General features: G+C 66.8%; 6 protein-coding genes, 1 pseudogene and 1 CRISPR repeat array. Of the genes and pseudogenes, 3 read left to right on the forward strand and 4 right to left on the reverse strand.

Annotated elements, in window-relative coordinates; translation table 11 throughout:
• Positions 1 to 43: 43 nt before the first annotated feature.
• Positions 44 to 628: a type I-E CRISPR-associated protein Cse2/CasB gene (gene casB, locus AB0I77_RS15495; protein WP_363283061.1), complete on the reverse strand. Its 585-nt coding sequence runs from the start codon at positions 626 to 628 to the stop codon at positions 44 to 46.
• On the reverse strand, positions 625 to 2,280 hold the full coding sequence (casA, locus tag AB0I77_RS15500) for a type I-E CRISPR-associated protein Cse1/CasA (RefSeq protein WP_363283062.1): 1,656 nt from the start codon (positions 2,278 to 2,280) through the stop codon (positions 625 to 627). The genes casB and casA overlap by 4 nt, the downstream gene beginning before the upstream one ends.
• Before the next feature lie 1,590 nt (positions 2,281 to 3,870).
• Here casA and cas3 point away from each other — a divergent pair.
• On the forward strand, positions 3,871 to 6,693 hold the full coding sequence (gene cas3 / locus AB0I77_RS15505; RefSeq protein WP_363283063.1) for a CRISPR-associated helicase Cas3': 2,823 nt from the start codon (positions 3,871 to 3,873) through the stop codon (positions 6,691 to 6,693).
• A gap of 44 nt (positions 6,694 to 6,737) precedes the next feature.
• A CRISPR array of direct repeats spans positions 6,738 to 7,010; the repeat unit is 29 nt; unit sequence GTCGGCCCCACGCCCGTGGGGATAGCTCC.
• Between the two features lie 843 nt (positions 7,011 to 7,853).
• On the opposite strand, the gene AB0I77_RS15510 is transcribed toward cas3, so the two are convergent.
• Positions 7,854 to 8,429 carry a hypothetical protein gene (locus tag AB0I77_RS15510; RefSeq protein ID WP_363283064.1) on the reverse strand — a complete coding sequence of 192 codons (576 nt, stop codon included), beginning with the start codon at positions 8,427 to 8,429 and terminating at the stop codon, positions 7,854 to 7,856.
• Positions 8,430 to 8,741: 312 nt separating this feature from the next.
• Between AB0I77_RS15510 and AB0I77_RS15515 the strand changes: the two genes are divergently transcribed.
• Complete coding sequence (locus AB0I77_RS15515; RefSeq protein ID WP_363283065.1) at positions 8,742 to 10,394, forward strand: hypothetical protein; 1,653 nt, start codon at positions 8,742 to 8,744, stop codon at positions 10,392 to 10,394.
• Positions 10,395 to 10,417: 23 nt separating this feature from the next.
• Here AB0I77_RS15515 and AB0I77_RS15520 read toward each other — a convergent pair.
• A pseudogene (locus AB0I77_RS15520) lies at positions 10,418 to 10,957 on the reverse strand (TnsA-like heteromeric transposase endonuclease subunit); the annotation flags it as partial.
• Between the two features lie 880 nt (positions 10,958 to 11,837).
• Between AB0I77_RS15520 and ltrA the strand changes: the two are divergent.
• On the forward strand, positions 11,838 to 13,562 hold the full coding sequence (gene ltrA, locus AB0I77_RS15525) for a group II intron reverse transcriptase/maturase (protein WP_363283066.1): 1,725 nt from the start codon (positions 11,838 to 11,840) through the stop codon (positions 13,560 to 13,562).
• Positions 13,563 to 13,867: the final 305 nt, after the last annotated feature.

The following is a 13,867-nucleotide window of genomic DNA, read 5'->3' on the forward strand; positions in this document are numbered from 1 at the left end:
TGCTGAGATAAGGGCGTTGATCGAAATGAACTGGTGAGAGGACTCAGTTGTCGGCCGTGGGGCCGTTCCACGGCTGGTAGGAGGCGCCCCAGCTGCGGATGGTGCGGGTCCGGGATTCCGGGAACGGCCAGGACCGCAAGTCGGCCAGAAGCCGGCTGTAGTCCAGCGGCTGCCCGATCGCGGAGAGCTGGGAGACCAGCCCGCGCAGGTGGAAGAAGACCGCGCCCATACTGCGCGCCTGAGTGGCGGCCTGCATGGAGCCGTCCACGCCGTCCTTGCTGTAGCGCTCGTGCAGCGCCCGCACAGCAGCGCCGAACCGCACGCCGGGCGCGTGCATCAGACGGCCCTGGCTCTGCTGGTGCATGGCGAACAGCGCGAGCGCCATGTGCTCGGCAACCAGCCGGTCGGGCACCAGACCACGGGCGGCAAGCTCGTCGTCGACCCTGGAACGGTAGAAACGCCACATCGGCTGCGCCCTGCCCGCCTCCACGGTCAGCCCGAGCACAAGCGCGGCCAGATCAGCCCCGGACGGCATCTGGCCGGCCCTCTCCCTACCCGGCTCGTACTGGGCCCAGTACCACGGGTCCTTGGACGCAGTCTCGGAGGAGTTCGTGCGGGGGGTGGTCATGCGGTGCTCTCCTCCACCACCGTGGCCACGGCCACGGGCTCGGTCGGGTACAGGTACGTGAGGGTCTTGCGGACGGTCCCGTGGAAGATCCGCTCGGCGTCGGCCTGCCGGTAGATGCGGGTCGTCTTCGTCGCCCCGTTCTTCTCCTCCACCGTTCGCCCGGTGAACGCCGAGCCCGGCAGCCGCTGCAGCAGCTCATCAGCCGCAGCCCGTGTCGCCCGCTCGGCCATCTGCTCAAAAGCCCGGTGAGCGCGGTCGAGTTCGCCAGGATCAGGGTTGCGTTGACAGCCGGCCAGGAACCGGCGCACCAACGGGTCCAGCACGTACAGGAGTTTGGTCCCCGGCGGCTGGCCCTTCCCGGGCGGAACAGGCTCCCCGCCCACCGCGCGGGCCAGGTGCGCCACCAGACGGTCGAGCGCACGGGCGAGCGTCTCGGCCTGCTCACACACCCTCACCACCGATTCCCGCACAGTGAGATCGGCGCGCAACGCGGCCACAGGCAGGGGGAGTTCGTCGGCCAGGACATCCGCAACGATGGAGTCCTTATTGCCGTAGACCGTGCCGCAGGTGGCTACGCGCAGCGGGTAGTCGGGCGGCAGGTCCCCCATCAGTGAAGCCGTGGCTGTCTGCATCAGCAGCCGCGACGTTTCGAAGCCCGCCGTGTTCCGCTCGATCGTCAGCAGCGCCTCAAGTCCACGCCAGCCAGCCCGTCCCGGCAGATGCCGGCGCGGGTAGCGCAGGCTGCCCTTGGCCTTGTCCTCCTTCAGCGTCCAGCAGGTATGCGGCTCGTCCTCCGGGAGCGCCGCGAGACGATCCCCGGCAGACAGGACCACCCACTTCACCCGCACCCCGTCCGGCGTCTCCTCCGGAATCAGCCGGATCCGACGCCCCTGCCAGGTGAACAGATCCAGCACCCCGTCGGCCGCCCGCACCGTCCACGCCGGCTGCTGCGGGACACGGTCCCACTGCGGAACATCGCCTGAAGCCCGCTCGCCCTGCGGCAGGTTCAAAACGATCGTCTCGAACAGCGTGCGGCCCAGCAGCGTGACCACGCCCAGCCGCCCCAGCAGCCCGGTGTGGTTCCCGCTGGTCTTCCCGGCCTTGACCGCCGGATCACCCACCGCCCCGGTCTTGATGGCGGCGGTGTCCCAGCACTGGGTGTGCAGCATCCACCGCACCGCCGCCCCCACCGGCAGCGGCACCGGATCCGCCGTACTCCGGCCATCCCGCAACGGCGTGTTGTTCCCCGTCGCCACGTGCGGCATCAGCACCGACACCGGCTTCACCGCCCCGCCCGGATGAGCCAGCCCCGCGACCTGACCGAACGGCGCCTCCTCGTCGAAGACCCGGAAACGATCCCGGCGCTTGTCCAGGTACCGGCCGATCGCCTCCCGCTGCCCAGGCGTGAAGGCGCCCGCAGCCATCAACTCCGCCCACTGCCCAGCATCCAGCGGCCCCAACGCATCGAGCACCACCGGCAACAACACCTGCCGCAACACGGCCGGCGCCATCGTCGGCAACTCCACCGACAGCGCCTCGAAGGCATGCGCCTCCAACAACGCCTCCCGCAACGGCACTTCCCGCACCGTGCCTCCCACGACCACCGGAACCCAGCCGAGGTCATCAAGCAGGCATAACCCCTCTCCCAACAAAGCCTCTCCTCCTCGCATCCGCGCCAGAACAGCCTTCAGCAGAGGTCACTCCCGACCGGAGAACCCCACACGCCATACATACAAGACGGCACTGACAATTCGGACTCACGATCGAATTCAATGCCTGGCGCAGCCTTGAATCCCGGACTCACCATTCCGGCCGCACCAGCGGAACCTCGCCCCAACGCCCAAGCAAACGGCGCATCTGCGGCAGGACTCAGCCGAACACGATCATTCCCCGTGGGCGTTCGGGTCGACCGCTCCTACGCAGCGTCGGTGGTGAACGACCTGGAGCTATCCCACGAGTGCGGGGCCGACGACGACGTGCTGATCGACTGCCCGCCGTCGCTGGAGCTATCCCCATGGGCGTGGGGCCGACGCGGCTCGGGTGAGGCCGCGCTCCATGGCCAGGGGGCTATCCCCACGTGCGCGGGGCCGACTTGACGATCATCTTCCACTGGTTAGCGTTGAAGGAGCTATCCCCGCGCGCACAGGGCATACGCCGGGCGAGCCGGAGGTGCCCCTGGCCACGGGCCGACAGCGGCTTCTCCCGGGCGTCGAGGAGCTCGTCGGAGCTATCCCCGCTGGGCGGGGCCGACTACGCCCTCAGCCATCAGGTGAGCGACAGCCTTGGAGTTATCCCCGCGTGCGCGGGGCCGACTCCCGCAGACAGTGCAGAAGTCCGCCGAGAGCGGAGTTATCCCCGCGTGCGCGGGGCCGACGGGATTGACGACAAGATCACCCGGCAGGCCCTGGAGTTATCCCGGCATGCGCGGGGCCGACCAGTCGAGCCCGCAGGCCACGAACTCGGTGTGGGAGCGATCCCCACGGGCGTGGGGCCGACGTCGTCCAGGGGAGCGAAGCCGAAGTCGAGCTGGAGCTATCCCCGTGTGCACGGGGCCGACGCCGGGTTCGGCGCGATCCGGGACCCCGCCAAGGAGTTATCCCCGCGTGCGCGGGGCCGACATCGACGCGCTTCCCGCCACCGCCGCGGCGATGGAGCTATCCCCGCGTGCGCAGGGCCGACGCCCAGCAGTCGGCCAGCACGATCGTCTTGCCGGAGCTATCCCTGCGTGAGCGGGGCCGACGACTCGCCGTAGTACCAGCGGTTGCCGTGCTTGGAGCTATCCCTGCTTGCGCGGGACCGACGACGGATTCGCATCGGTGTTCACCAACGGCGGGGAGCTATCCCTGCGTGCGCGGGGCCGACACCTTCCTACCCGCCGCGCTCGCGCTGGGCATGGAGCCATCCTCGTGAACGCGGGCGCAATTCCTCCCATACTCAATTCGCAAGCATGGCCCGGGAGTTATCCCCTGCACGGGGCCGAATTCGCGGGGTCTACCACGAAGTGGTCCTCGATGGAGCTATCCCGCGGGTGCGGGGCCGACGCCTTGCCGTACACGGCCCAGGTGGGGCACGTGAAGCTATCCCTGCAGGTGCGGGACCGACCTCCACTCTCCCTCAGCCGCGGTCATCGGCATGGAGCTACCCCCGCTTGTATGGGGCCTACTCTGCACCACCAGCGATGTTAGTGCCTTGGCGGTTGGGTGCGGAGCTGTTTGTCAGTGTGGTGCTCTACGTTTCCTCGCATGCTGCGCATCTGTACACAACTGGGTTTGTCCGCTGACGAGGTCGGCCGGCTGGGTGCTCTGTGGGGGAAGTCTGCGGAGATTGGCGGCGGGCGTACGAACCTGCTGATCTCCCACATGATCGACACGGCGGCCGTTGCCGAGTACATGTGGGATCACTTTCTCGCGCCGGCGACGCAGTCGATGCTGGATCGTGTCTCTGGCGGCAGTGGTCGGCTTTTCTTCGCCTGGCTGTGTGGGATTCACGACTGCGGAAAAGCCTGTCCCGCGTTCCAACGCAAGTCCCGTGCGGAGGCGGCAATGCTGGCCGGTGTAGGGCTGGGATGGCGTGAGGCCCTGGTGACCGGGGAGACCTCCAGGCAGTGGCCTCACGACAAAGCGGGCGGGTTCCTTCTGCGCCAGGTCCTCCGGCGTGCCGGCGGCTGGGAGCGGCGGCAGGTGGACTGGGTGTGCCCGATGGTGTCCGGGCATCACGGCACGCTGCGTGGTGCGACGGCCAAAGATGTCGCGCACGCCCATGGTGAGGCGCACGGACGAAGTCCGGAGTGGCAGGGGGCCCAGGAGCACGTGGTGGAGGTGTTCACCCGGGCCATGGGGTACGGGACGCTGGCGGAGGCGCAGCCGGTCGAGGCGCCAACGCGTTCGGAGCAGCTCGCGCTGCTGGGCTTGGTCATCATGGCCGACTGGATCGCCTCCGATTCCACCCACTTCCCCGGGATTCCCGATCTCGCCCGGGTCAGTGTCGCCGGAGCGCGCCGCAGGGCCGCCGCTGCGTGGAAGGACCGGCGCCTCGGCGGAGGGCTGAGGAATCTTCAGCCGACGAACGGCACCGACTTGATCAAGGACCGCTTCGGGCACGACGCGCGCGCTTCGCAGAGCCTGGCGCTGGATGTCGTACGGGCGATGACCGCGCCCGGGCTGGTGTTCATCGAGGCGCCGATGGGCGAGGGCAAGACGAAGACGGCGCTTGCCGCGGCGGAGGTGCTGGCCGAACGATTTGGCCTGTCGGGGGTGTTCGTCGGTATGCCGACCCAGGCCACGTCCGATCCCATGTTCACCACGGTCCGCTCCTGGGCGTCCTCGGCCGAGCCCGGAGCCGAGGACGATGTGGTGCTCCTGCACGGCAAGCGCGCCTTCAACCCCGAGTGGAAGGCGATGCTGGCCGGCGACTGGGCGACCGCCGATGCCCGCTTCCGCTCCGTCCAGGAAGACGCCCCCGACTGCTGCATGGCCAACCGACAAGGCCCGGCCGACTGGTACCTGGGACCGAAACGCGGCCTGCTCGCTCACCTCACCGTCGGCACCATCGACCAGCTGCTGTACGCGGCCACCCGGACTCGGCACGTCATGCTGCGCACCGCCGGCCTGGCCGGCAAGGTCGTGATCCTCGACGAGGTCCACGCCTGCGACGTCTACATGTCCCAGTTCCTCAAGGAGGCCCTGTTCTGGCTCGGCCAGGCCCGCGTCCCGGTCCTGCTGCTGTCCGCCACTCTGCCGCCGGCGCAGCGCGCGGAGCTCGCCAACACATACATGGCCGGCGCCGCCAGCGCCCCCGGCCACACCGTCGACCTGCCCGCCCCGGGCGGCTACCCCAACGTCACCGCCGTCTGGCCCGGCATGCCCGCCCCTGTCTGCAGTCACGCCCCCACATGGCGTGACGATCTCCCCGTCCGGGTGCGGGTGCTGCCCGAGCCGCGCCCCGGCAAACACACCGACCGTGACCTCGAACAGCCCCTCATCGACCTGTTGAAGGAGAAACTCGCCGCCGGCGGGTGCGCCCTGATCATCCGCAACACCGTCCGCCGCGCCCAGCGCACCTACCGCGAACTCGCCGATGCCTTCGGCGGCGACCGGGTCATCCTGCACGGCCAGCTCACCACCACCAACCGCGCGGACCGCACCGAAGAACTCCTCGATCAACTCGGTCCCAGCGACACCCCCCGCCCCGACCGGCTCATCCTCGTCGCCACCCAGGTCGCCGAGCAGTCCTTCGACATCGACGCCGACCTCCTCATCACCGACCTCGCCCCCATCGACCTGCTGCTGCAGCGCATCGGCCGCCTCCACCGCCACCAAAAAACCCACCGGCCAGCAGACTTGCAGGAGCCGACCGTGTACGTCACCGCCCTCGACCCCAGCCAGGACAATGCCGTCGCACCCTTCGTCGACGGCGGCACCGAATACATCTACGGCCGCCACCTGCTGCTGCGCACTGCCGCACAAGTCCTCGCCGCGGGCGCCACTGACGGCTGGAACATCCCTGCCCAGGTACCGGAACTCGTTGCCTCCGCCTACGGGACCGCCCCGCTGACGCCCACGGCCTGGGCTGGCGATGCAGAACAGGCCCTAATCGACTGGGAAACTGCCCAACAGGCCCGCCGCACAGCTGCCGCGCCATTCCTACTCACGCGCCCCGGTGAACACACGGCCGAAGTCCTCGAAGGTCTCCACTACGCGGCGACTGAAGCAACAACCGAGGACCACCTCGCCGCCACCGTACGGGACGGCACGATGTCCATCGAGGTCATCCTTGTCATCCGGGACGACGCCGGATACCAAACCCTCGACGGCCAGCGTCTCGCCGCCGACGGGAGCGTTCCCGACGGCCTCCTCGATGATGTGGTCGGTGACATGATGCGCCTCCCTCAACGCCTCACCCCCGAGGCGGTCGAGCACCTTGCACCACTGCCCGGATGGAAGGCGAATCCGTGGCTCCGCAACACCCGCGCCCTGCAACTGGACGCCGCCCGAACGGCCACGCTCGGGGACTACACCCTTACCTACAACGAGCACACCGGTCTGGCCTACACTCGCGGCAAGTGAAGGAAAACCAGCACACACGGCCACATCACCGCAGGTGACGCAGGGTCGGCCCCACGCCCGTGGGGATAGCTCCGACCTCACCCTCACCGTGACCGGATCCACGTCGTCGGCCCCACGCCCGTGGGGATAGCTCCCAGCCGGTGTAGTGCGCCCACCGGGGGCCGCGGTCGGCCCCACGCCCGTGGGGATAGCTCCGACGCGACGCTTGAGGACCGCATCGCCGCCCTGTCGGCCCCACGCCCGTGGGGATAGCTCCAAGATGATGTCGGACGAGAAGGAAGACGGCCGGTCGGCCCCATGCGCGTGGGGACAACTCCGGTGGCGCCACATGTCCCGAGGGTTCGTTGTCCTGTCGAGGTGGAGTTGGCAGGTCGCGGTTCGCTGACCTGCGGAGGCGTCAACTGGATTGAGAACACCGGCGGCCCTCGTTCTCAAACAACGTGGCCTTCGCGGAAGGCTCGTTCACGGTGGGCAGAAGCGCCAGGGCCATGAGCAACGACACGCCCCCAGGAGGAAGCAAACGCTGCCCCTCAACACGTGACGCCATGAGAATCCGCCAGTACGAACGAGAACGGGTGAGAATCCGACAGCCTGAATGCGTCAGGACACCAGGTGATCTCAGATTCGTGGCCGATCGGCCATCGATTGGCCATCGGCCGTGAGATTTGGCCATGGGATTTGAGATCCCACAATGTCGGCGGACAGCAGTTGTCCTTCGACAACGAACCCAGGCGACACCGGTCCTTGCCATCCAACCCAGTCGCTCCAGGTCAGCGGCTCCCACCTGCCGCACCTCGGCGCTGCGGGCCTTGACAGTCAACCCAGTCGTCGCAGGTCAGGAACTTTCAGCCGGACTGAGTTGGCTGTTGTAGGTTCTCGTCGCTCATGTCCCACGGCGAGGCTGTGACCTGTGGCTTCTCGCAGTATCTCACGCTATGTCCAGCCGCTCATTCTCACGGCTGTGTCCAAATCCTCGGCCTTTGCTGCCGAGGGCACGTCTGTCCTGTCGCAGCGCATCTGTCAGATGATGAGCTTCCGGCCTGCGGAGTCGCCATGTCGTTTGAGAAATTTGATGACTCGCGTTCTCAAACGACATGGCTTGCGCGGGAGTCGCGTTCGCGGTGTCGGCAGAAGCGCCGGTACAGAGGGTTCTGGGGTCGTCACGTATCCAGATCCGACCCGACGAAGAACGTGCGTCGCGCGGTGTGGTCTCTGATGCCCTTACGCCAGTCGAGTTCGAGTTTCTTGGACGGACGCGCGAAGAGCTGAATAAGGAGGTTGGTTGGTTTGCCCAGGTCAATCCTGTAGTCGAACAAACCCAGGATGTCGACGATCTGCACAGCAGCCGGCAGAGCGACAGGCACGCCGTACCGCTGGGCCACGGCGGGCTGAACGAAGGTACGTTCCTCCACCAGGACGATGGCATCGCCGGGAGCGAGGCTATGAGCGAAGCGGGGTTGAGCCCCCTCCCCGGGATATCGATCCTCCGGGTCCCCCGCAAGCCGGTAGCGGCAGCGGATCCGGACGTTCTCCACCACGGCCATGTTCGGACCGACGTTGCGCACGACGCAAGCGACCTCGCCGACCGCCTGCGACGGACCCCGGTGGAGCAACGCGAACTCGACGTCGAACTCGACACATGGGAGCAGCGACCGCTTGAGCACGAACTGGACGTAGCCGCCGCAAACGGCGAACAGCGCCACAACCGCGGCGATGACCGTCGCGACCTCGCCCACAAACACTCACCGCACCGTCAGGAGAAACGCCTGGTAGGTCACGCTACTCGAAATCGCCCCTTGTCTGCCTAGGTTCGCGCGCACCGCCCACGTCATTGATCCTGTCCCGTCTCCCATCCATGGAACGACCATCAGGGGCCTGGTCCGACAAGCCTTATCATGTGATCATTAACCAGGTGTAACGGTTAAAACCGGGCACGTCGCGCAATGAGAATCCGACAGCACGAACGAGAACGAGTGAGAATCCGACAGCTTCAATGCGACAGGAGACTCTGATTGACTGTCCGTCAGTCGGGTAGGGAGGGGCGGCACATGGACCGGTTCCGGCGCGGGAAACGGTACGAACGGGCCCAAGCTGCCGCAGCGGCCGCCCGGGCGGCGGAGTGGGGCGGCGGCCCGGAGGGGGAGGCGCTGGCCGACCTCCACACCTTCCGGGACGAGGTCCTGGCGCTCACCGCCCTCCCCCCGGACGTCGAAATCCTGCTGTCGGACCTGGCCGTCGGCTGGGAGGACGTCACGCCGGAGCGCCCCGCCCTGACCGTCCTGCCGATGATGGAACGCCGGGGACTCGTCGCCCTGCCCCGGGGCGGCGACGGACTGCGGCGGATCACGTTCCCCGGACGGCTGCACGCCCTCATCTCCTCCCACCGCCCCCCGGAGGAAATCCGCGCCGGGCACCGCCGCGTCCTCGCCCGGGCCGTCACCCTGCCGCCGGAGGGCGGCCACTGGTGGCAGCTGCCGGTCGCCGAGACCTACCTCTGGCACCACCTGCCCTGGCACATCGCCGCCCACGACCACGCCGCCGCCGGACGACTGGTCCAAAACCCCCGCTGGCAGGCCGCGAAGGTCAGGGTCTGCGGCGTGGCCGCACTCCGCGCGGACCTGGCGATGTTCGACACCCCCGAGATCGACGCGGCCCGCCGGGCCGTGGACCGCGTCGCCCACCGCCTGGAGCGCCGCGCCTGCCCGGACCCGGTTCTCCGGGCCGAGCTGCTGCTCGACGCCCTGGCCGGCGAGGCCGTCCTGCGGGCGGAGGCCGACCACCTCCGGCAGGAGCTGCGGGAGGAGGCCCCGGGTCGCGTCGCCACCGACCTGACGTCAGCCCTGGTGGGCGTGCTGCCGTCCCCGTCGTACGTCAAGGACGTCGCCCTGGCGACGGACGGCAGCTGGCTGGTGACGGCCTCGGGCCACAAGGCCAGCCGGATCCACGACGTCGCCGACCGGAGCGTGCGCCACGTCCTGGGCCCGACCGAGGGGATCCACGAGGTGTGCGCGATCACGCCGGACGGCAGCCGGGTCATCACCGGGGACTACGACGCCGCCCGCTGGTGGGACGCCGCCACAGGCCGGCACCTGCGGTCGGTCGACGGCTGGACCACCCAACTCGCCCTCGACCCAGGCGGTACCTGGGTCGCCACCGACACCTCGCCCCGCCCCGCGGTCATCGACAGCACGACCTACGCGATCAGACGGCTCGGGAAGAAGTCGGACCCCCGCGCCCCCGTCAGCGCCATGGCCTGCTCCCCGGACGGCCGGACCGTCGCCGTCAGCGACCTGAACGGGCGGATCCGGCTGTGGGACCCCGTCTCCGGCAAACTGCAGGCCGAACTCCCCACGTCACCGGGGACCGTCTACCGCCTGGCCTTCGCCCCCGACGGCAGCTGGCTGGCCACCGTCACCCTGGACGGGGTCCGGATCCTGGGTCTGCCCGGCGGCCGGGAGCGCCTGCACATCCCGGGCTCGCACCGGTTCGCCGTCGGCGACGGCGGCCGCTGGCTCGCCGTCCCGGAGGACACCGTCCGCATCCACCGGACCGACACCGGCGAACTGCTCGGCGAGTTCACCCCGGACCACCGCGGCAGGGCCCACCACGTGCGGACCTCGCCCGACGGCCGGTACCTGGCCACCTGGCACCTGAGCAGCGCCTCCATCCTTGTCTGGGACGCCCGACGGCTCGTCCGCTGACACACACCGTTGAGATCCGCATCCTGCAGCTCTTCCAGAATCTTGGAGCTGAACAGCCAATCCCTGCGGTAGCCCGCCAGGAACCGAATGTTCTCCAGCTCCGTGGCCGGAGGCTCACTCCAGACCTCGTAATTCCATCCCCGCGATTCCACCACCCTCCGGGTCCAGCTGAAGGTGAACGCCACCTCCGGTTTGGACATTCGGTGCAACGGCTTGGCGTCGACAACCACCGGCACCTGCCCGGTGAGCAGGAGATAGTCCGGGATGTGCCGACGCACCTTCCCCTCCAGCACGGTCTGCAGCAGGAAGGGCTGAGCCACGATGGCGCGTACGGACGGATTAAAATCGGCGAAGAGAAGGCGCGACAGCTCAAGCCGTGACTCGTAGATCACGTGGTCGCGCATCGTCGCCGACCAGTAGGTGCCCGAGTAGTGCGTCTGGTCCCTGTACCAGCGGAACGTCCGCCACGGATGAGCCGTCTGCAGCAACGCTGGTGCCACTGACGCCCAGGAAAACTCTTCAACCCCGCCACCGTGCCCACGAAAGCTGACCGTCGCTTCCATCCCCACTCCCGGGTTGGAGTTGCCCTCGGCACCACGATGCTCCCGTCCAACACGCCGACGGGAGCACACCAGCAACGCTTTCACCCGAACGAGGTACGGCAGCGACCTGCGAATCTCAGCTCGGTGTCGGATCCGACTTCAACCCGACATCGACCGTGAGATTCCGACACGAAATTTGAGACCCTAGTGCGACGCGAGGTGGCAACCAACTAGTGGCCGGCCACGAAGGAGAGGAGAAGCCGGCCCTGGCCAGTGACCGAAGGCCAGTCCCCACCTCTGGGTGCGCTGTCGGTAACGGCGGGGTGCTAAGCCAGGGGGGTCAAGCCCAAGAGCGAGCGGAGCCATCGCAAGCAACAGGCGAAGGGGAATCCCTGAAGGACGAACGGAAGTGAACCCTCGTAATTAAGACTCGTTACAGATACACCGCGTCTATGGCCAGGAAATCGGCGGTGGAAATCCCTGACGTTGGAATCGCGTCACACGGCACTGTCTCACTTGGGTGGGGACACGAGCGAACCAGCTCGCGTGTAGGTCACCGTGGGGATCGGGTCAGAGAGGGCGTCCTCCCAGGGAGCAACTAGTAGTTGCGGAACGCGGAAACCCCGTGTGGGTCCGGCCTTGTCGTCGGTAAGCCAGAGGTAACGATGGCCCAAATCCCCCACGGGAACAGGAAAGTCCAAGAAGCGAAAGCCGCTGGGGCGAAAGCCCAGGGGAAAGGCCGGACACAGGGAACTCTCTCCCTCCGGCTATAACCCGGCGGATACCGGGCAATGCTCGGCACGGAAACGTGTGCAGACGTGGACTTGGTAGGCCATGTAGTGAACACGGGCAAAATCCCGCACCCTTGATGCAAGTTAGACGGAAGGGCAAGGCAATGGTCATGGTGGACAGCGCTACGGCCCTGACGAACGGAGTCGGGGACAGCGACTTCTGGCACAGCATCGACTGGGGCCAAGAAGAGGGCGCTGTAAGGAAATTGCGCCAGAGGATCTACAAGGCATCGCGAGACGGAAACCTGAAGCAGGTACGTAACCTGCAAAAGCTCATGCTGCGGTCACGGGCTAACACGCTCACGAGCGTCCGGCGCGTAACGCAGCGGAGCACCGGAAAGAAGACAGCAGGAATCGACGGACAGACGGCACTTACCCCGGAACGTCGGGGCAAGTTAGCCAGGACGCTACTGGCCGAGCCTGCGTCCGCAGCCAAGCCTGTCAAACGTGTATACATCCCTAAAGCCAACGGAAAGAAGCGGCCTCTTGGTATCCCGGTCATCGCTGACCGGGTGCAGCAGGCCAGGGCGAAAAATGCCCTGGAGCCGGAGTGGGAAGCACGATTCGAGGCCCGAAGCTACGGCTTCCGTCCCGGTCGTGGCTGCCACGACGCCATCGACAGCATCTTCAAGATTGCCTCCCTGAAGCGGGCGAAAAGATTGTGGGTGTTGGACGCGGACCTGTCGGCCGCCTTCGACCGCATCAACCACGACGCACTGATGGGCAGGTTGGGAAACTTCCCGGCCAGACAGCAGGTGCGCGAGTGGTTGAAGGCAGGTGTTATGGAGCGAGGGACATACTCCCGCACGGAGGAAGGCACCCCACAAGGGGGAGTCATCAGCCCGTTGCTCCTAAATATTGCTCTGCATGGGATGGGAGACGCCATCGGAGCCAACTTACCCCGGAGCATGCGGGTAAAGATGGCAGGCGCTCCAGCCTTAGTTCGGTACGCCGACGACTTGGTGATCTTCTGTCGCACGGAGGACGAAGCATGGCAGCTCAAGGAAAAACTATCGGTATGGCTCTCCCCGAGAGGTCTGTCCTTTAACGATGAGAAGACCCGCGTGGTCCATGTCGACGAAGGATTCGACTTCTTGGGTTGCACCGTCCGGAAGTTCAACGGAAAGCTGATCATCACGCCGAGCAAGGAAGCCGTACAACGACTGAAGGCAAAGTTGCGCACCATCGTCAAGGAATCACAGGGAGGATCAGCAGAAATGCTGATCACTCGCCTCAACCCCTTGATCCGAGGATGGGCAACGTACTACCAACCAGTCGTTTCCAAGAAGACCTTTGCCGACCTGGACAACTACATGTTCACGATCCTGCGGCGATGGGCCCTCAAGAGCCATCGCCGTAAATCCTGGGCATGGGTTGCTTACCACTACTGGGGGAAGCGCCAAACAGGTCGGAACGACAGATGGGTGTTCGGAACCTCAGAACGCCATCTGACCAAGTTCTCTTGGACGAAGATTGTTCGCCACACCATCGTCAAGGGGGACTCCTCCAAAGACGATGCGACACTGGCAAGCTACTGGGCCGCCAGATCCCGAAAGCGGCTGCCGCAGACAGAATCCAAAAGGATTCTCAACCTGGCAGCCCGCCAAAAGGGACTATGCCCGGGGTGTGGCCTCGACTTGATCGAAGGCGCGGGGTACGACCCAGACGATGTTAACGACTGGGCGAAGTGGTTTACGGCGAACCTTCGGGGGATCCATATTCACCACAAGACGTACCGACGTGACGGAGGTACAGACGAAACCACCAATCTGGAGGTGCGGCACACGTTGTGTCATCAGCAACTCCATGCTGAGGACCACCGAAAAGGAATCTAGATCGCGAGCCGCGGCCCGCCTGAGCCGGATGCGCTGTGAGGTGCACGTCCGGTTCTGAGGGGGGTGCGGCGCAGTAATGCGCCGCACCTACCCGACCAGCTGTCTGTAGGGTCTCGCAGCTGGTGTCCCCCAGTGGGGCTGGGACCTGCGGCTTCTCACGGTGTCTCACACAGGGTCAGGCCCGTCAGTCTCACGCTCGTGTCCGAATCCTCGGGATCGTCGCCAGGCTGCTGGGCTTGTTGTCCCCGGATGCCGTCGGGGTGCGGCGTGGCGCGTGCCGAGAGGCACGGGCGCGCCTGTGGTGA

This window comes from Streptomyces sp. NPDC050619 (assembly GCF_040654815.1).
Classification (GTDB): Bacteria; Actinomycetota; Actinomycetes; order Streptomycetales; family Streptomycetaceae; genus Streptomyces.

Bases quoted from the DNA above. Each gene is read 5' to 3' on its own strand.
- casB (WP_363283061.1), bottom strand. From the start codon at position 628: ATGACCACCCCCCGCACGAACTCCTCCGAGACTGCGTCCAAGGACCCG.
- cas3 (WP_363283063.1), top strand. From the start codon at position 3,871: ATGCTGCGCATCTGTACACAACTGGGTTTGTCCGCTGACGAGGTCGGC.
- AB0I77_RS15515 (WP_363283065.1), top strand. From the start codon at position 8,742: ATGGACCGGTTCCGGCGCGGGAAACGGTACGAACGGGCCCAAGCTGCC.
- ltrA (WP_363283066.1), top strand. From the start codon at position 11,838: ATGGTGGACAGCGCTACGGCCCTGACGAACGGAGTCGGGGACAGCGAC.